A 19,351-nucleotide genomic window follows, 5' to 3' on the forward strand; every position below is an offset into this window, starting at 1 on the left:
GAAATCATGACTATTCAAACAATCAATCCCTTTGATAATAAAGTGATTCACTCATTTTCTGAAATGAGTGCCGAACAGGTTGAGAAAGCAATAACAAAAGCACATGAAGCGTTTCTATCGTGGAAAAACTCTTCTTTTGCTAATCGAGCTCAATTAATTCATAAAGCAGCAGAAATCATGCGCAAAAATAAAGAAGAATATGCACGTACCATTACTTTGGAAATGGGTAAGCTAATCGCTCAAGCCCGTGCTGAAGTAGAATTAAGCGCGAATATCTTAGATTATTATGCTGATAACGCACAACGTTTTTTAAAGGATCAACCCTTAAAAGTAGACACAGGGGAAGCCTACATAAAATGTTGTCCTATTGGAGTTATTTTTGGTGTTGAACCATGGAACTTTCCTTTCTATCAGGTGGTTAGGGTGGCCGGACCTAATATTATGGTGGGAAACACCGTGATGATTAAGCATGCATCAAACGTCCCTCAATGCGCTATTAGCCTTGAGAAAATATTTCGTGAAGCTGGAGCGCCGGAAGGGGTATTTACTAACCTGCTCATCTCTGCCAAGCATGTAAGTCGAATCATTGAAAATCCACTGATCGCTGGAGTTTCACTGACCGGAAGCGAAGCTGCAGGAGCTAGTGTTGCAGAAACCGCTGGTAAAGTACTCAAAAAATCGGTACTGGAATTAGGAGGCAGTGATCCATTTATTGTTCTAGATGATGCAGACATTGAGAAAACCATTAATTCGGCAGTATGGGCAAAAATGAATAATACAGGGCAATGCTGTGTTGCTGCTAAGCGTTTTATTATAATGGACCGTGTTGCGGATGAATTTATTAAAAAATTCAGTGAGAAGCTCTCTCAGTTAGAAGAAGGAAACCCATTAGATGAGAAGACCACTTTAGGCCCTTTATCTAGTGAACAAGCAGCGGTACAACTGGAAAAACAGATTGATGATACCCTAAAAATGGGAGCTAAAGCACTCATTGGTGGTAGTAAACGCCATGGTGCGTTTATTAGTCCAACAATTTTAGTAGATGTAAAACCTGGAATGCCTGCTTATAGCGAAGAATTATTTGGCCCTGTAGCTACCATTTTCCGAGTTAGAACTGAAGAAGAAGCTATTAAACTAGCCAATGATACATCGTTTGGACTAGGTGCCTCTGTATTCAGTAACGACAGCAAAAGGGCAGAACACGTAGCGGAACAAATTGATAGCGGTATGGTATTTATCAATCACCCCACATGGACAGCCCCAGAGCTCCCCTTTGGCGGTACTAAAACTTCAGGATACGGGCGAGAACTATCTGATTTGGGTATTTTTGAGTTTATCAATAAAAAATTGATTCGCAGAAATAATTACATGGATCCATTCTAGTCAATAGATTGGGTTAAGTCCCATATTCTATAGCTTAACCGCTATAGAATATGGGACTGCATTAATTATGCAATACCATCCATCTTCTTACTTCGTAACCCAATAATCTCCTCTGTGACACGAAACGAATGAGGCAATTTTTTCTTAACCTGTATTGTCTTCTAGCATTATAAGAAATTTCTTACCTGGATTTAGAGCAATGTCCCTAGGGGTATTTTTTAGTCTTTGCTATACTAAAATCAGAGTTAAAGACAATGGATGTCTTAAAAAGACTTAGGTCTTTGGTATCAAGGATGGTACCCTCCCACAAGGATGTGGATGACGACTCTACTCCAAGGACGACTTAGGACTCATCTGGCCCCTAACCCAGAGTGAGTCTTTTTTTTATCACATCCTTTAAATCATACTAATTCTAGCGATTATCTTAGCGATAGAGCCGGTTATACAAGAGGTCTAAGTTAAGCTTTGCAACGTTGACTGGGCTTTGCTCCATTATCATTGGGTTGATGAATGAAAGTAGATTGGGCCGTTTGACCAGAGGATACCCCCAGTCAAACGGCCCAATCGCCATCGGAATTTTTCCCGGATCAGACTGGGGCATTTATACCAACTAGAAAGGACTTTCTAACGCTGACATGAACTAGTTGCGATAGGGTCAGGTTGTTGTCCTTGTTTTACTCGTCGCGGAGGACTACTGAACTGTCCGTAAGTGTTTAAGCCTTCAAATATAGCCGCTGTTCTTTTCACATGACTTGATGTTTGTTTTGTTGTTTTGTCCTCTCCCCCAGCCAACGCAACAATCGTTGCCTTTGCTACTTCAAGCTCTTGTTTTAAGCGTTTCACTTCCGCTTGCAGATGCTTAATTTGTTCTGTCTTTTTAGAGGTTTTTCTTGGGGAAAGTTCTATCACAGCCATCTCAGCTGAAGAAGAAAGCTCTTGAGAAGAACTCACCTTTGCTTCAGATGAGGCTAGTTTGGCTTTCTTTTTATCTGTTATACGTTTCTTCAATATAGGTTCTAACTTGGAGTAATTAAGTCCATTAATGATAGTTAATTTTCGTTGGTCCTTTTCAGTAGGGATTATGCTTAACAACATTTTAGGACTTAAACCTGTCCCCTCCAAATTAATCTCCGTTAGCTGATCAGCCTCACAAATAGAACTCAATAGGCTATCTAAAATTTTTTTTCGTCCTCGTTTAGCCTCTTTTTGTTTATCCGTAAGAGGGTTTTTCTGCCGACTTGGAATTTTATAAAGTTCTTGAGCGCTTATATCAAGAACTTGTAGACGTAGATTCTTTAATAAGCACTCTACACCTGCTTGGGAAACTTGGTTACTAGCCATATTCAAATGGACTAAATTAGGGAAAAACTGAATCAATTCAGACAAAAATGCATCCCCCAATTTACAGGCACTTAAATTCATCGTACGGATATTTGCGAAATGAGTCGTATCGCTAAAATCCATCTTATTTAAGCTAAATTGTTGTCGAAGTCGCGAATTATCACTGAGATCCACCGTATGAAGCTTTGCCATTTGGGCAATAGATTTAAAAGCAAGATGATTCAGATCACAATGATCGATACAAAGCACCTCTAAGGAGGGACATCCCAGATGTAAAGCATCCCCTAACATCTTTATCTTAAAATTATTTCCCAGATCTAAAGTAGTTAATGAATCCAAGCCATTTAAGGTCGCCATGCATCCAGAGGTTAGCTTATTTTGTCGTAAATGCAATTGGGTTAGTTGTTTTAACTTAGAGCCCGCACTTATAAAATACTGTAACGAGCTATCCGTTACATTACACTGATTCAAAGAAAGTACTTTTAAGCTATTTGGAAAAGTCCTAAATTGACTCAATGCTATTTTGACATTGAGCTGGGGATTATTATCTAGATAAAGCGCTGTCAATTTCATGCTAAAAAGAGGCATACTTCCCAAAGAATTGTTCTTTAATGAAAGCGCGTTAACATGCTCTAATCGCACTAGATTATGAGTATTTCTATCGGTAATATGACACCCATCTAAGCGTAATGTTGTTATATTAGGTAACTTATTTAGCGCTTGAACCAATAACGCAAAATCCTCTTGCGTAAAACGAGAGCCGCTTAAATCCAATTCAGAAATATTTTTACATCCCAGATTATTAGCATCATCTAAAGCAGCTAATAATTTTTTCATGTTATTTTTCTTTTTTAAACTAAGCTTTACTGTTGCAAGAAAAGGATCATCGTGCTGTACTTTATCTAAAAAATGGTTTAATTTCATAATAGCCTCATTTGCTCAAAAACGCTCCATGTCTATTCCAATCCCTCAAGTGAAAATCAGCTGGAGTATAACGAATAAAAATAAACCAAACAATTTTATTTTTGCCTTTAATGGGCTTATTTGAACCAACACCTTGTCTTTACTTAATAAAATGTCTAGGTAGATAGCTCAGATGAGAATGAGGTCTATTGAGCAATAATAAATCTTCACTTGATTATTTAACTTGTACATGAATCATCATGTCGCCAATTTGGCTTAAGGTTAATATAGCTTGCTCATTTAATACATGGCCCTGTGATAATAATTTTAAGCCTCTATCGGTTATTAAATCTTGGGACAATACCATTCCTGGCTTTAGTGCCCTAGCTGACAAAATGCGCTCTTTGATTTTATTCTGCATATCGGGTAATTGCTCAATAACACTTGCAAAAATCTCAACAATTGCCAGATCATAACGTTGCCCGTCATTATCACGAAGCATTTGTAATGCTTGTTGGGGAGCTAATTTTCTCGGCACAATTAATCCTACTTGCAATTCTACATAATCAACAATAATGGACAGAATACGAGCACCAACTGAAACAGCACTGCCAGCTAATTTGTTGGGATAGCCTCTGCCATTAAATAACTCCCGATGTGAGGCCACAATTCTAGCAACGTTTTCTAAGGGGGGAAATCCCATTAAGATAGCCTCGCCTAATAAAGGATATTTTTCAAATTCTTTACGCTCATAGGGAGATAAATGTTTATAGACCTTAGTAATTATTGCTTCTGGCATGCCAATTTTGCCAATCGCATACAACAAACCAGCCATATAGATTGTTTGTATTTCTGCCGAAGACAATCCTATTGCTTCGGCAGTCAGTTTAGCTAATTTAGCTACCAGCTTTGAATGGCCTTTAAAGATACTCTCGCGTCGCTCGCTTATAGACGATAAAATTTGCACCACCGAATCATAGGTTTGCTGAATTGCTTTATACGCTTTTTGTAATTTGATCGTTCTTTCTTTTACAATTTTTTCTAAATTATTATTTAAAAATTGTAATTCTTTATTTTTTTCTATCAGTTCAATTTGTAAATTTATATTCTTTTCCCGCAAGATACGTTTTTCCATTATGTTTTGAATAACGACTTCTAATTCATTAATTTGCCAGGGTTTGTGCAAGTAATACTCTATTTGCCCCTCATTAACAGCAGAAATTGCTGAATTGATATCTGCATACCCTGTTAATAAAATACGGCTGATATCGGGCCATTTTTCAGCGGTCTTCTTTAAAAAAGTAGCCCCATCCATTTCAGGCATACGCATATCGGAAATGATGATATCAATATGATTTTGTTCAAGGATATTTAGACCATCGCTACCGCTACAAGCCGCAAACACCTCATATTTAAGGGGTAGAAACACTCTTTTTAATGAATTGACAATGTTCACTTCGTCATCAACTAATAGTAATGTTCCTTTGCTCGGCTCTCCTTGATGCTGACTCAACGTATTTAACATATTCCTGACTCCAAAATTTTCCTATTAGACCTCGTACATCACTGCGTCTGTTGCTGGATTGCTGTGTTATAAGTGTTTCTCCGGCGCTCGTTTACTCGCATTAAACCCCGCTACGCGAAATCCTTACGCCTTGCCCTCAAACAAAATCCACTGGTTATGCACAAGGTCTATTTTATTTTTCTGTAGAAAAATCTTCTTCGCTATCCTTCTTTCTTTCTATAGCGGGTAAATAAATAGTAAACGTAGTGCCTTCATTAAGTTTGCTTTTGACTTCAATTCGCCCCTGATGTTTTTTGATAATATTATAAGAAATTGATAAGCCCAGACCGGTTCCTGTACCAACAGGTTTCGTTGTAAAAAAAGGATCAAACAATTTTTCAATGTGCTCCTGCTTTATCCCAGTACCCGTATCTTGTACTTCAATTTCAATCAGGTCATTATTGTGCCGAGTTCTAATAATGATTTCGCCCTTTTCTGGAATTGCCTGCACTGCATTAACTAATAGATTCATAAATACTTGGTTTAATTGTCGTGGATTACACCAAATTAAAGGCACATCACTATACTCTTTTTTCACCGTGCATTTATATTTCAACTCGTTCCAAACTATCTTTAGCGTCACATCGATACATTGATTCACGTTCGCTTTTTGCAATTCTCCTTCATCTGTATGAGAAAAAGTTTTGAGATCGCCTACAATTTCTTTTATTCGATTGAGTCCTTCCAAACATTCTTTTAATAGCACTTGAATATCTTCCTGCAGAAATGGTATGTTTTTTTCACTCAACAAAGTAACCCAATGTTCCTTTAATTTGTCGACAGAGTCAGAATCTATTTGCAACAATTGATTATTGATATCAGAGATGATCTCTTGAATGTTGCTCATGTAGCCTTGTAAGATTTTTGTATTGCTGATGACATAAGCAATAGGATTATTTATTTCATGTGCAACTCCTGCTGCGAGTTGGCCGATAGCAACAAGTTTTGAGTGTTGGATCAATTGAGCTTGAGTCGCTTGTAACTCTTGATATAGTTTTTTTACTTTTTCATAATTCTTTTTCAGCTTTTTTTCATTTTGTCTGCGCTCGAGTAGAGTCCCCAGTTGATTGGCTGCGGTAGTAATAAAATCTAAAAACTTCGGGTCTTTTAGCATGGTCTGCTCAGAATAAAATTCAGCTACAGCAATAGTTTTATCGTAGAGTCTAATAGGTACTGCAAAACCATCACGGATGGAATGCATGAAATAATCTTCATTCAAAAGGACCTGATTTCCATCATCATTAAGCCAGCAAGGTACACCATTTTTTAAAATGCGTTTTGCTAATGGGAGAGCAACTTCGGAACTTGATTGGCTCAGATATTTTTGCATATCTTGATAAATAACATTATTTTCTACATACCATATATCTGTCGAAATCAGCTCTACGGAAGGATGAGCTTCCTGTTCCTTTACTCTGTAGATATGCCCTACAGGCCAATGCTGCAATTTACAAATATCATTAACAAATAACTGTAAGGCACCATGCGTACTAAATTCCGTATGCGATAATTGACTTAAATTGAATAAAAACTCCGATTTTTTTAAATGGTATTCAATTTGTGTATGTTGTTTCTTAATGCGCTTTTGTGCTTGTTTTGAAAGTTCCCATTTTTTTGTTAGCGTGGATGCCAATTGTAAAATTTCAATCGCATCAAAAGGCTTTTTCAAAATAAGAAAATTATCTGAACCGTTTAATCGACGATAAATATCATCAAAGGAATAATCAGAATAAGCAGTGCAAATCACCACTTGTAAATCAGGATCCATTTTCCATAACTGTTCAATAGTATAAATCCCATCCCATCCAGGTGGCATACGTACATCAACAAAGGCAAGTGCATAAGGTTGATTATTTTTTTTTGCTGCTTGAATACACTCTAATCCTTGCTCTCCCTGATATGCTGAATCAATCTGAAATGTAGGCATATTAAGAGCAATATCATTAGATTCATCTGAGCCAAATATCATCGCCCGTAACCCATCTATTTCTTCATCAGTTTTCTTTTCTCCAAGAATTTTTAAAAAATCTTTATGTATTTCTTCATTATCATCGACAATTAAGAGTCTTTTTTGTTCCATCACCTTCTCCGATTTATCGATAGGGTTTATTAGGTAAAATAAGTGTGAATGTAGCACCTTTGCTTAATCCATCACTTGCAACACTTAGCGTTCCGTGCATTTCTTTCACTGCATTAATGCAGGCATGTAGACCAAATCCATGTCCCGTTTTTTTCGTTGTAAAACCATAAGTAAAGACTTTATTAAGATGCTCACTCGCAATACCCACACCATTATCGATGACTTTTATTATAAAATTGGCCTCATCTTTTGTTTGTGTTGTAACAATTAGTTTTTTATTTTTCTCTTTCTTTTCTTTTAAGGAATCAATGCTATTTTTTATTAAATTAATAATGACTTGAAATAATTTGATTTTATCTATGACCACTTTTTTCTGTAATTGAAAATCGCGCGCCACCTTAATCTTATAACGTTCATAAGCAGCTTTATTGAGTGAAAGACTATCCTCTATTAATTCTGAAATTGAAACTTCTTCACACGTTTCAATCGAACGGCTTGATGTTTGTTGCAGCGCGATAATATTTTTTATGTGACCAATATTGTTATGAAGTGAAGACGTTTCACAAATTAAGCTCTCGTTATCTCGAACCCAATTATTAGACAATAACTGCAAATAATTTAAGACATGTTTTCCATGAGGATCATTGCTAATATAGTTTTGTATATCTGCCTGATGATCATATAAAAGTTGTGTTAACTTTGCTAAATCAGCGACTCTAGACTTACTAATTTTTTCTGAAATAATGGAAATAGACGTATTAATACTATTCAATATAGTACCAATATCATGTAAGACATTAGTTACAACATCCGTCATACCGGCTTTTTTTATTGCTGTATTTAATTGGGCATATAAGTCCTGATTTTCTTTCGCCAAATCTATCCGCTTGCTTACTTCATTATTTAACTTTTGATTCATCTGATGAAGCCGCAAACTTATTTGAATCCTGGTATGTAATTCTTCCGATGAAAATGGCTTTAATAAATAGTCATCTAACTCATTAACACTCTTATCCTTGATTTGTTGTTGCTCTTCTTTAGTGAGCATCAAAATACTAGGTATATATCCTATGTCCCCATTATTTTTTAGCGATTGGGCGATCGCTACTCCGTCTAAGTTAGGTAGTAAATGATTGATTAAAATGAGTTGCGGTTGATGTTGCATAACTCCATCAACAGTCTCTTGTGTTGTCATGACCGACGTCACTTTAAATACGTTTGCAAGCGATGAAATAATATGATGGGACAGCCCTGGCTCAGCCCCTACCAACAGAATAACTGGAAGTTCTGCTTCTAATATGTAAGGTTTATCTAAATCCGCCGCCGATATTTCCATACCCGCTTCCCTAAAATTGCGTCTTTAAAAATTGTTTATCCTTTACACCGTCCAATACTAAATTCAGAAATTTAATTGTTTATTTTTTGTTCGACTGACTTATTTTTATACTAGCCCAGAAATATACATTCAGCAAATTTCCCATAAATTAACGTCAGTTACGGATAAGAGTGTCATCCACTTCGGAACCGTTCGTTCTGAGGAAAGGCCTAGACACTAACTTCCTTATCCGAAGTTGACGTTAAATTATGTACGTCCCATCTAAATGATCTAAACTTTAAATACTCTTGTGAAAAAATGAGGACAATTAACTTCTTAAATAATGTGAATGCGACATAAATCCGATTTTTTATTTTCTCCCCCTATAAACGCGAAACCAGTAATTGAGTGTTATAGTATAAATAGGCTTTACATAAGGACAATGGAATGCTGGCTGATTTTTTCCAACTAGGGAGCCTCCCTCTTGACCGTCTATCCGGGACCCATGATGTTCGCCTAATTATTTTATCATTTATTGTAGCCTGTTTTGCGTCTTACGTTGCCATCAATATAAACGGACATTTACGCGGACATCATAATACCTTTTTTAAAACTATTTCCTGGATCATTGGTGGTGCATTTGCAATGGGTATTGGCATTTGGTCCACTCATTTCATTGCAATGCTAGCCTTTAGCATTCCCGACATGGATATGCATTACGACCTAATGTGGACAGAAGCATCGATGGTAATCGCTATTCTCGCATCCGGGTTTGCTTTCTTTATTCTAAAAAAAAGGGTCATTCATATTCCCCAACTTGCCTTTGGTGGTATTGTTTTAGGTCTTGCCATAGCCTCGATGCATTACGCGGGTATGGAGGCTATGAAAGCGGATATGACTTTGCGCTATATCCCGAGTCTATTCCTACTTTCTATTGTAATTGCCATTGTTGCTTCCGAAGCTGCGTTATGGTTGGCAATCAAAAGCAATCAAGTAGAAATGGAAAAGCAATTTCATCTCAAAATAATCAGTGCTCTTATTATGGGAGGGGCAATTTGTGGTATGCATTATACAGGAATGGCTGCGACTGTTTTTACGCCCTTCCATCTCAGCCATCTTACCTCTCATCTCAATACAATCAATCCCGATATTTTATCTGTAATTATTGCAGGAGTAACATTCATCATCCTAGGAATAGCCTTTGCTGTTTCAGCTTATCAACTATCGCTGAACCAACAATTATTAGAGCTAGCACGTCGAAGTGGGATGGCAGAAATAGCCAGGACGATTCTACACAACATTGGAAATATATTGAACAGTATTAACGTGTCTGTGGATCTATTATCACAAAAAGTAACCAAGTCTAAATTATCAGACTTAGTTAGTGTTCGCGATTTATTAAGAGCACATCAACACGATTTAAATTCATTTTTAGTCGATGATCCTAAGGGCTCTCTGTTGCCCCAATATATTGCAAATCTTGCCCATTGTTGGGAAAAGGAACGTGATATTCTTTTAAATGAATGCAAAACACTGGTTTTGAACATCCAACATGTTAAGGAGATTATTGAAACTCAAGAGAGTTTAAGTCGACTTCCTAGCCTAGAACAAATCACCACAATAGAGTCCGTTGTTAATGAAGCATTAAAAATTGTTGATTTTAAAATACAACAGGATGGTATTACGCTACACAAGTCTTATGCGAGACTTAAACCTCTATTAATTGATAAGGTTAAGTTATTACAAATTTTAGTTAATTTACTAACTAATGCCAAAGAATCGCTCATGGATTCCAAGAAATTGCCTAAACTATTGGACGTTAAAATCAAGCTCGCTCAGCACACAAAAGAAAAATTTGTGATTGAAATTCTAGATAATGGCCTTGGAATTTCTCCAGAAAATTTAGACCTTATTTTTTTACATGGATTTACAACAAAAAAAACAAAATATGGCTTCGGTTTACATGCCAGTATTTTAGCTGCAAGAGAAATGGGAGGGGAAATAAAAGTATTCAGTAAAGGATTAGGGACAGGGGCACTTTTTAGGTTAGAACTACCTTACAAACTTCCTTTTTAAACAACCTCCAACGCATTCCTCCTCCTTTTATTTAAAGAAAATAGGCGTAAATTAAAATGTTCATTAATGTGAGTGGAACCCCTAATTTTATAAACTCCCAAAATCCCAAACCTTTAATTCCTCGTTTTTCACTATTTTGAATGATAATAATATTACTTGCTGCGCCTAAAATAGATAAGTTTCCAGCAATAGTACTCCCAACTGCTAAAGTCAATAATTGAGCGTTAGAGTAAGAATGATGCAACAATAAAGGCAAATACAAGGCCACTAACGGAACATTAGAAATAAATTGGCTCAATATAATACTGACCAATAGGATAGTTAAAGAGCTCTGTAATGAAATTTGATAATGGGTGATCGTGGTTTGGAAAAATCCGCTATCCCATACGCTCTGCATCAAGACAAAAGTGCTCGCGAAAAAGATTAACGTTCCCCAGTCAAGCCTCTTGATAAAAGACCATTTCTGCTCACTAAACAATAAAGGTAAAGCAGATACAATGGCAATATAGCTAAAATTAATTCTAAAAGATGAATGGATAAAATCCATGATAATTTTGATAATTACCAAAAGAAACATTGCTATCAAACTAAGTTTGATCAGAGTTGCTGTTAAGTCATTATCAATTTCTGTTGGAGTACTTTTTTTAATTGGCTCATCTAATATGTCTTGATACACAAAATAAATAAGAAAATAACTGATAACAAGATTAAGTAAGGTCGGAATCACCAAAGGTCTGATAAAATCAAAAAATGGAGACGTCATTTCTCCTTTGACCGCTATTAATAAATTTTGAGGATTGCCAATTGGACTCATTGCACTACCAATAGTAATTGCAAATGCCAAGGCAAACAGCAATGGTTTGGTTAGACTTTTATGTGATTTACATAATTGCACTATGATAGGCGTGCCAATAATAGCAATGGTATCATTCATAAGAAAAGCAGCACTTATCCCCAGGGCAAAAGTAATAAGTAATAAGGCTTGTTTTCCCGTCCGAGTGAAATGAAAGATCTTATGAGTTAAATGCCCTAAATAACCACTCTCTTCCGCTGCCTGGGCAATAAAGAAAACACCGAATAGATAAATCATCACATCTGGCTCAATAGCTCTAATGGCATGCAATGGTGTAATTTGTTGAAATAGTATAGAGATGATGGCGGCAAAGGCCATAATACCCCAAATAGGAATAACAATCCTTATCAGCCTACGCAAAGCAATAGCAATAAGGGCAATTAAAAGAATAATAACGGCAATAGGCATTAATTGCTCCTGCTCTAACGTCTTACGCTCTTACGCTCTTTTGCACTGCAAATAGTAAGATTCACCTCATAGATAACCATATTCTTTCTCTAATAGTAAATAACAAAAAGCAAGTCAAGAGGCAAGCGTTCACGTAATAGCATTAGCAATGCTTTAGGCCGGGCAACAAATTGCCCGACTAAATTTATCCTTTAACTTTAATAATATTCATACCGCTCAAATAAGGTCTTAATGCCTGTGGTATATGAATATTACCATCTTTATCCTGGTAGTTTTCCATAATCGCCACCAAAGTTCTCCCCACAGCTAATCCTGAACCATTTAAAGTGTGAACTAACTCCATTTCATTAGTCTCTGGATTTCTATAGCGAGCCTTCATACGACGAGCTTGAAATGCTTCCATATTCGAGCAAGATGAAATTTCTCTATATGTATTTTGACTAGGCAACCAAACTTCAAGATCATAAGTCTTAGCAGAACCAGCTCCCATATCACCGGTACATAGGGTAAGAACTCTATAAGGTAACTCTAATCGCTGTAAAATTGACTCTGCATGACGCGTTAATTGTTCTAAGGCATTATAGGAATCCTGTGGTTTAGTAATCCAAACCAGCTCTACTTTTTCAAATTGATGTTGTCTAATCATTCCCTTGGTATCTTTTCCATAAGAACCTGCCTCGCTACGAAAACAAGGAGAATGACACGCGTAACGAATAGGCAATGTTTCAGCTGCTAAAATAGTATCGCGTACTGTATTAGTAACAGGAATTTCAGCTGTCGATGTTAAATAATAAGCGCTATCTCCAGTTAACTTAAATAAGTCTTCTTCAAATTTAGGTAACTGTCCTGTGCCATACAAACTATCTGCATTGACAATATAAGGTACATATATTTCTTGATAGCCATGTTCTTGAGTCTGTATATCCAACATAAATTGAATTAAGGCTCGATGCAGTCTTGCCAATTGATTTTTTAGTACGACAAATCGACTTCCAGTAATTTTTGCTGCTAGTGCAAAATCCATTTGCCCTAAAGATTCACCTAACTCATCATGAGATTTAACTTTAAAATCAAATACAGGAACATCTCCCCAGCGGCGAACCTCTTGATTATCCAGTTCACTATTTCCTACAGGTACAGATTCATGAGGAATATTAGGCATAACTAAAACCATAGCTTCTATCTGCTGAAGTACTTGTTCTAACTCAGCTTTTTTTTGCTCTAGCTCACCCCCTAACCGAGACACCTCTTCACGCATTGGCTCTATATTTTCACCACGAGATTTAGCTTCACCAATTGCTTTAGAACGTAAATTACGTTCATTTTGCAAAGATTGGGTTGCTACCTGCAATGATTTACGTTTCTCTTCTAAAGAAACAAATGCAGCAACATCCAACTTAAAACCACGCTTTAACAATTGAGATGCTACATACTCGGTTTTATCTCGCAACAATTGACTATCTAACATACGCTACCACTCAAAATTAAAATTAATTTAAGTACTCTAAAACAAAAAATCGTGCCATGAAAGTACCTAGTAACACCATTGCCAAAGAGCCAACATTGTTCGCTAGTACATTTACAAATAATTTAAACCATTGTCCTTGCTCGAACAGAAACATTGTTTCTGCTGCAAAGCTAGAAAAAGTAGTAAACGCGCCTAGGAACCCCGTGAAAAAGAACAAGCGCCAATACATTTCAGCACTAAAACGACCCACTAGCAAAACCAGGAAAAAACCGCTCAAAAAAGAGCCTAAAGTATTCACTATTAAGGTGCCATAAGGAAAATATATTCCCCACACCCTTTGCGAGAAAATTACTATGGCATAACGTGCAATTGCTCCTATAGAACCGCCTAGTGCTACAGCTAGGTAAGGAGCAATCATTATTTACCTCACAATACCACGTGTAGACTGGTTTAGTGCATCTATCATAGGAATAACTTCTGGGCATTCTTGCTGCATAAGCTCTAATTCAGCAACAGCTTGCTGTACAGTCAATCCTTTGCGGAAAATTATTTTATAAGCACGACGTAAGCCATCAATCGCCGCAGAGGAAAATCCACGCCGGCGTAGTCCAACTGTATTTATTCCACAAGCGGAAGTAGTGTGCCCGGCAATCATTACATACGGCAACACATCTTTAACTACATAGGTAGCACGCGCAATAAACGCGTAAACACCTATATGGCAAAATTGATGTACGGCAGCATAACCACCGATAATAGCAAAATCATCGATAGTCACATGACCTGACAACGCAGCATAATTAACCATAATTATTTGATTACCAACCATGCAATCGTGGCCAATATGAGCATAAGCCATTAAAAAATTACCATTACCTACTCGGGTAACTCCCCCACCTTTTACTGTACCGCGACTAATCATGCAATATTCACGTATTACGTTATTATCACCGATTTCCAGGCGTGTAGGCTCCCCCTTATAAGTAATGTCTTGTGGTTCATCGCCTATAGAAGAAAATTGAAATATTTTATTATTTTTACCTATAGTAGTAGGGCCGTCAATAATGACATGAGGACCAATCCAAGTATTTTCACCAATTTCTACATCCGCACCGATTATTGTTCCAGGGCCTATTGATACCCCTTCTGCTATTTTTGCAGATGGGTGAATTATAGCTTTATCATCTATCACTTTTAATTTCCTTCGCTGCGCTTATTAAGTCCGCGGAACACGCTAGTTTATCACCGACATAAGCTTCGCAATGCATACGCCAAAAATCTCTTTTCTTTCCTGTCACATTAACTTCTAAACGTAATTGATCCCCAGGAGTTACCACATGTTTAAATCGCGCATTATCAATGCCTGCAAAATAATGTAATATTTCATATCCCTCAGGAGCAGGTGATTTCTCGGACAAACTTGCTAAAATGCCACAAGCTTGAGCCAGAGCCTCAAGCATTAACACACCAGGCATTATTGGGTTTCTGGGAAAGTGGCCAGTAAAGAAATTCTCGTTCATAGTGACATTTTTAATTGCTGTCAAATATTCCATTACCTTATAATCCAATACTCTGTCAACCAAAAGCAATGGATAACGGTGTGGTAACAAACGAACTATTTGATTTATGTCTATAACCTCATTCATACACTGTTTCTCGTCTAAATCGCTATTTGTTTAGAAAAAAGCATTATCTTGTTTTAATCAACTCGAATCAATCGTAAACTTCAAAAATTTATCTTTTCGCTACTACTTTAAGCTAAATTATCATTAAATGATAAAAAAGATGAACCGATTCATTACTCTTAATCTTCAGAGGTGATTCCTATTTTTTTCTCTAACTCCCCAAGCTTTACGATGTAATCATCCAATCGTCTGAATCGTGCAGCATTGCGACGCCAGCGTTGATGTTCATGTACCAAAGTACCTGAAGAGTAAACCCCTGGTTTAATGATTGATCTACTAACAGTAGACATTCCTGTAATGACTACATCGTCAGATAAATGAACATTTGCAGCAATACAACTTGCGCCACCTATAATACAATCAGAACCAATCTGTGCATGACTGCCAATCGCAGCACAACCTGCTATTGCTGTATTAGTACCTATGATTACATCATGGGCAATTTGTACCAAATTATCGATACAAACCCCTTCAGCTAAAAAAGTATCACCAAACGTACCTCGGTCGATGACAGTATTAGCTCCTATGTGAACACCATCGGCAATGATTACTCCTCCAACCACGGGATCTTGTTGCCATACACCATGCTGTTTCAGATAATTAAAAGGAGATGAACCAATAACCACTCCGTAATTTATTAACACATTCCGCCCTAGCCGACTACCTGAATGAACAATAACTCCACTTGCTATTTGGCTGTTACGTTCAATCTGTACGTGTGACTCAATTACAGTATTCGCGCCAATACAAACACCATCCGCCAATCGGGTCATTTTACCGATGATGCTATTGGCCTCTATGGATACGTCTTGACCAATCTGAGCCGATGGATGAATTTGCGCCGTCGGATGTATCCCTGACATACTCTTTTTTTCTGTGAATAATAATCTTGCCGTTTTATAAATGGCTGCTAATGGATCAGACACAACGATACAATTTACTGGACAGACAGAAGCATGCTCCTGCTTTAATACTACAGCGCCTGCGCTAGTAGACTCTAGTGACCTTTGTAATAAAAGATTATCGAAATAAGCCACATCTTGAGAAGTAGCTCGACTCAAGGAGGATAAATTAAAAATGGCGTGATCGGCATTTCCATGCCACACGCCACTTAAATGTTCTGCTAATTGCGCTAAAGTGAGCAACTCAACCGCGCCAAATTAGTTAATTGCTTTAATGACTTTATCAGTTACATCAAGAGCTTCTATACTAAAAGGTGCAGCATCTTTCTGAACAATAATGTCATACTTTTCTTCTTTAGCAATTTTACCAATTGCAGCACGAACTTTGGAGTATAAACCTTCCATCGATTCGTTATGAGCAGCACTCAATTCTTGTTGATATTGTTGACCATCACGCTCAAATTGTTGTTGTGCCGCTACAATTTTCTTTTCAAGTTCTTTCTTTTGACTCGCGCTCATAATCGCACTATCACGCTTGAATTTTTCCATATCGCCTTTTAGAACAGTTTCAGCTGCCACTAATTTATCACGACGAGGCTTAAATTCTTTTTCTAATTTTTGTTGAATGTCTTTCATCTGACTAGAAGTTTGCATGATCTTCTGTAGATCAACCACGCCAATCTTCGCAGAATCAGCAAATAAACTTGTGCCAAACAAACCAAAAACTAATGCGACTATGACCGCACCAATACGCTTCATAATGATCTCCTAATTTAAACTCCGTGATACTAGCACAACTGGAAAAAGGTTGCGATATGCACAATGCTATATTTCTTTGCTTCCTTTCATCGACTAAGACTTACGCAATATCATCGCAATCAATTTCCTCTTAATTTTCGACGTTTACGTAAGCCTTAAATTCAGTTTCTTTAGAAACCCGAAGAAAGAGCAAATTGGAAAATTTGTGTCTTATCAAAAGGTTGTGGGTTCAATGCTTTAGCAACGCTAAATGCTAAAGGTCCAAAAGGAGAACGCCACTCTATAGAAACACCCGCTGAATATCTTAATGGTCCACCTAAAATTCCGGCTAAAGGCACAGGGGTATTTATTGAAAATACGTTACCCGCATCAGCAAAAATAGTCGTTCTTATGGTTTCTCGACTCAAAGGATAAGGCAATATCACGCCCGCGCTACCATTAACTAATAAGTTAGCTCCCATAGCATTGCCAAAATTATCTAATGGTCCCAACGAGTAGCTATCATAACCACGCACCTGCCCAGGTTGAGCAGTACCCCCAGCATAATAATGTTCAAAAAATGGAAGGCCTTCGTTGTTAAAGGTATTTCCATAGCCTACGTTACCTAATATAGAGAAAATCCACCCGCGCCAAACAGGATAATAAGCATGTGCTTGATAAGAAGTCTTATAATAGGTTAAAGCTTGTGAGGTGGCAGGTAAAGCAACCACTGCAATCGCCTGCTGATTAATACCTCGAGTTGGATAAGGCAATTGGTCATAACCATTTCTGCTCCATCCAGAAGTTAAACGTATCTCTTGGAAATGAGAACCGAATAAATTAACAAAGTTCTGAATCGGAATTACAGGACCAACTGTTTTGATGTTTACATCCTGATATCCATAACCAAGCTGAAAACTACTTGACTCCCCAAGTGGGAAGTTATAACTCACGTCACCACCATAACGATCGGAACTGTAAGTACTAACATTAAGATTTTTAGGATCGATTCTTGAGTAGTACAAACTTGCTCCACGACCAATGCCTGTATCAGTATAAAATGGGTTGTAATAGTTTACAGAATAATCTTGTCCCCATTTAGTAGCATTAAAAGAGGCCCCCATGGAGCGACCACTACCCATAAAGTTGTGCTGTGTGACCGAGGTATTAAATTGATAACCGTTAGTTCCATAGCCAATAGAAGCGCTTGCTTCAGCCGAAGGTGCTTCTTCTACTTGCACATCTAAATCGACTTGGTTATTTGTTCCAGGCACTGGATTTGTTTTCATATCAACACTTTTTATATAGCCTAATAAACGCAATTGTCGCTCGGACTCTTTAATATTGTGTAATGATAACAATCCACCTTCATCCTGCCGAATTACATTACGTAAAACATAATCACCTGTTTTGGTATTACCATGGAAATTAACTCGACGAACGTAAACATGGCGTCCAGGTTCAACCATAAAAGTAATAAATACTGTTTTATCTTTTTCATCTAATCTAGGTTCCGCGTTAATTGCCGGGAATCCATAGCCTATATCTCCTAATGCTAAACCAATAGCAGAAATTGATTCGGTCACTTTTTTACGAGAAAAGACCTCTCCCTTCTTAACTTGAACTAAAGAATCGACTTTCTCCTTGGGCAACACCGTCTTACCGGATACCGCATAACCTGAAAAACGGTACTGAGGACCTTCATCAATGTGAATATTGATATAAACATCTTTCCGATCAGGAGACAACAATACCTGAGAAGACACTATATTAAACTTCAAATAACCTCTATCCAAATAATAAGAGCGCAAAGCTTCTAAAGAAGCATCCATCGCTGCTTTGGAATATTGATCTTTCTTTGAAAAGTAAGTGAAGATATTGCTCGTTGTTAAGTCCATTTGAGGCAGCAATTCACTGCTCGAAAAATCATGATTTCCTATTATTTTTATCTCTCTAATACGAGACACTCGACCTTCTGACACGGTAATGGTAATAGCCACCCTATTATCAGTCAGAGGAGTTACTTTAGTGTCAATGCGGGAATTATACTTTCCTCTAGCCGTATAAGCTTGTTTCAGTTCTTTTTCTAAGCGCTCTAAAGTTGACTTTTGAAATACTCGACCTTTAACCAATCCCATTTCTTTAAGAAATGATTTCATTTTATCACTAGGAATTTCTTTGTTCCCAACAACAGTAATAGAACCTATAGTGGCTCGTTCTACTACATTCACGATTAGGATATTACCTTGCCGCTCTAATGAAACTGATTGGAAAAAACCAGTATCATATAGCGCACGAATGATTTGACCTGTGGAGTCAGGACTTATTTCCTCACCAACTTGAACGGGAATATAGTTTAACACAGTTCCAGTGGATACTCTTTGTAAACCGGTAACCTTGATACCACGAACGATAAAACCACTTTCCGCCATGGTTTGTGCCGACCAAACTAAAAGAGTGGAACAACAAACACCTAAAATTAATTTATTACCGACTTTTTTCATTGTTATTTTACGTCCAGTACTACGTGCATTTCTGAATTAAAAAATATTTCAGTCATGCCAAAAAGTGAAACCCTTTTATAGGAAGTAGAAACCTCTGTCAAGTTTCTTCCTCTCTAAATAAATTATTTTAT

At 37.2% G+C, this 19,351-nt stretch carries 14 protein-coding genes; 2 read left to right on the plus strand and 12 right to left on the minus strand.

All coding sequences use genetic code 11. The features are described 5' to 3' along the window. The first annotated feature begins 6 nt into the window (after positions 1-6). The gene (locus LFA_RS11885) at positions 7-1,383 is read left to right on the plus strand and encodes an NAD-dependent succinate-semialdehyde dehydrogenase (protein WP_045096384.1); all 1,377 of its coding nucleotides are present in this window, start codon (positions 7-9) and stop codon (positions 1,381-1,383) included. Positions 1,384-2,007: 624 nt separating this feature from the next. On the opposite strand, the gene LFA_RS11890 is transcribed toward LFA_RS11885, so the two are convergent. The 4 genes from LFA_RS11890 to LFA_RS11905 all read right to left on the minus strand — a co-directional run bounded on the left by LFA_RS11890 (position 2,008) and on the right by LFA_RS11905 (position 8,607). Continuing rightward, the gene (locus tag LFA_RS11890) at positions 2,008-3,648 is read right to left on the minus strand and encodes a leucine-rich repeat domain-containing protein (protein ID WP_045096385.1); all 1,641 of its coding nucleotides are present in this window, start codon (positions 3,646-3,648) and stop codon (positions 2,008-2,010) included. A 214-nt stretch (positions 3,649-3,862) separates the two neighbouring features. Continuing rightward, on the minus strand, positions 3,863-5,152 hold the full coding sequence (locus LFA_RS11895; RefSeq protein ID WP_045096386.1) for an HD domain-containing phosphohydrolase: 1,290 nt from the start codon (positions 5,150-5,152) through the stop codon (positions 3,863-3,865). 172 nt (positions 5,153-5,324) lie between these two features. Then, positions 5,325-7,271 (minus strand): ATP-binding protein, encoded by a 1,947-nt coding sequence (locus LFA_RS18940; protein ID WP_052673955.1) that lies wholly within the window; start codon positions 7,269-7,271, stop codon positions 5,325-5,327. A 13-nt stretch (positions 7,272-7,284) separates the two neighbouring features. Next, on the minus strand, positions 7,285-8,607 hold the full coding sequence (locus LFA_RS11905) for an ATP-binding protein (protein ID WP_045096387.1): 1,323 nt from the start codon (positions 8,605-8,607) through the stop codon (positions 7,285-7,287). A 426-nt stretch (positions 8,608-9,033) separates the two neighbouring features. Here LFA_RS11905 and LFA_RS18945 point away from each other — a divergent pair, with 426 nt between their 5' ends. Continuing rightward, positions 9,034-10,662: an MHYT domain-containing protein gene (locus LFA_RS18945; RefSeq protein ID WP_052673956.1), complete on the plus strand. Its 1,629-nt coding sequence runs from the start codon at positions 9,034-9,036 to the stop codon at positions 10,660-10,662. A gap of 31 nt (positions 10,663-10,693) precedes the next feature. On the opposite strand, the gene LFA_RS11915 is transcribed toward LFA_RS18945, so the two are convergent. The 8 genes from LFA_RS11915 to bamA form a co-directional block, all read right to left on the minus strand. Further along, on the minus strand, positions 10,694-11,923 hold the full coding sequence (locus LFA_RS11915) for an anion transporter (protein ID WP_045096388.1): 1,230 nt from the start codon (positions 11,921-11,923) through the stop codon (positions 10,694-10,696). Positions 11,924-12,107: 184 nt separating this feature from the next. After that, entirely contained in the window at positions 12,108-13,391 is a 1,284-nt protein-coding gene (serS, locus tag LFA_RS11920) for a serine--tRNA ligase (protein ID WP_045096389.1), read from the minus strand. Between the two features lie 22 nt (positions 13,392-13,413). Further along, a complete protein-coding gene (gene crcB, locus LFA_RS11925; RefSeq protein WP_052673957.1) occupies positions 13,414-13,812 on the minus strand; it encodes a fluoride efflux transporter CrcB in 399 nt (132 codons plus the stop codon). Beyond that, positions 13,813-14,583 carry an acyl-ACP--UDP-N-acetylglucosamine O-acyltransferase gene (lpxA, locus tag LFA_RS11930; RefSeq protein WP_045096391.1) on the minus strand — a complete coding sequence of 257 codons (771 nt, stop codon included), beginning with the start codon at positions 14,581-14,583 and terminating at the stop codon, positions 13,813-13,815. Further along, positions 14,573-15,037 carry a 3-hydroxyacyl-ACP dehydratase FabZ gene (gene fabZ, locus LFA_RS11935; RefSeq protein ID WP_045096392.1) on the minus strand — a complete coding sequence of 155 codons (465 nt, stop codon included), beginning with the start codon at positions 15,035-15,037 and terminating at the stop codon, positions 14,573-14,575. The genes lpxA and fabZ overlap by 11 nt, the downstream gene beginning before the upstream one ends. Positions 15,038-15,195: 158 nt before the next feature. Continuing rightward, entirely contained in the window at positions 15,196-16,221 is a 1,026-nt protein-coding gene (lpxD, locus tag LFA_RS11940) for a UDP-3-O-(3-hydroxymyristoyl)glucosamine N-acyltransferase (protein WP_045096393.1), read from the minus strand. Between the two features lie 15 nt (positions 16,222-16,236). Beyond that, the gene (locus tag LFA_RS11945; protein WP_045096394.1) at positions 16,237-16,737 is read right to left on the minus strand and encodes an OmpH family outer membrane protein; all 501 of its coding nucleotides are present in this window, start codon (positions 16,735-16,737) and stop codon (positions 16,237-16,239) included. Between the two features lie 170 nt (positions 16,738-16,907). After that, entirely contained in the window at positions 16,908-19,220 is a 2,313-nt protein-coding gene (gene bamA / locus LFA_RS11950; RefSeq protein ID WP_045096395.1) for an outer membrane protein assembly factor BamA, read from the minus strand. Positions 19,221-19,351: the final 131 nt, after the last annotated feature.

The sequence above is a fragment of the Legionella fallonii LLAP-10 genome, from assembly GCF_000953135.1.
Taxonomy (GTDB): Bacteria; Pseudomonadota; Gammaproteobacteria; order Legionellales; family Legionellaceae; genus Legionella; species Legionella fallonii.

Bases quoted from the DNA above. Each gene is read 5' to 3' on its own strand.
- LFA_RS11885 (WP_045096384.1), top strand. From the start codon at position 7: ATGACTATTCAAACAATCAATCCCTTTGATAATAAAGTGATTCACTCA.
- LFA_RS11890 (WP_045096385.1), bottom strand. From the start codon at position 3,648: ATGAAATTAAACCATTTTTTAGATAAAGTACAGCACGATGATCCTTTT.
- LFA_RS11895 (WP_045096386.1), bottom strand. From the start codon at position 5,152: ATGTTAAATACGTTGAGTCAGCATCAAGGAGAGCCGAGCAAAGGAACA.
- LFA_RS18940 (WP_052673955.1), bottom strand. From the start codon at position 7,271: ATGGAACAAAAAAGACTCTTAATTGTCGATGATAATGAAGAAATACAT.
- LFA_RS11905 (WP_045096387.1), bottom strand. From the start codon at position 8,607: ATGGAAATATCGGCGGCGGATTTAGATAAACCTTACATATTAGAAGCA.
- LFA_RS18945 (WP_052673956.1), top strand. From the start codon at position 9,034: ATGCTGGCTGATTTTTTCCAACTAGGGAGCCTCCCTCTTGACCGTCTA.
- LFA_RS11915 (WP_045096388.1), bottom strand. From the start codon at position 11,923: ATGCCTATTGCCGTTATTATTCTTTTAATTGCCCTTATTGCTATTGCT.
- serS (WP_045096389.1), bottom strand. From the start codon at position 13,391: ATGTTAGATAGTCAATTGTTGCGAGATAAAACCGAGTATGTAGCATCT.
- fabZ (WP_045096392.1), bottom strand. From the start codon at position 15,037: ATGAATGAGGTTATAGACATAAATCAAATAGTTCGTTTGTTACCACAC.
- LFA_RS11945 (WP_045096394.1), bottom strand. From the start codon at position 16,737: ATGAAGCGTATTGGTGCGGTCATAGTCGCATTAGTTTTTGGTTTGTTT.
- bamA (WP_045096395.1), bottom strand. From the start codon at position 19,220: ATGAAAAAAGTCGGTAATAAATTAATTTTAGGTGTTTGTTGTTCCACT.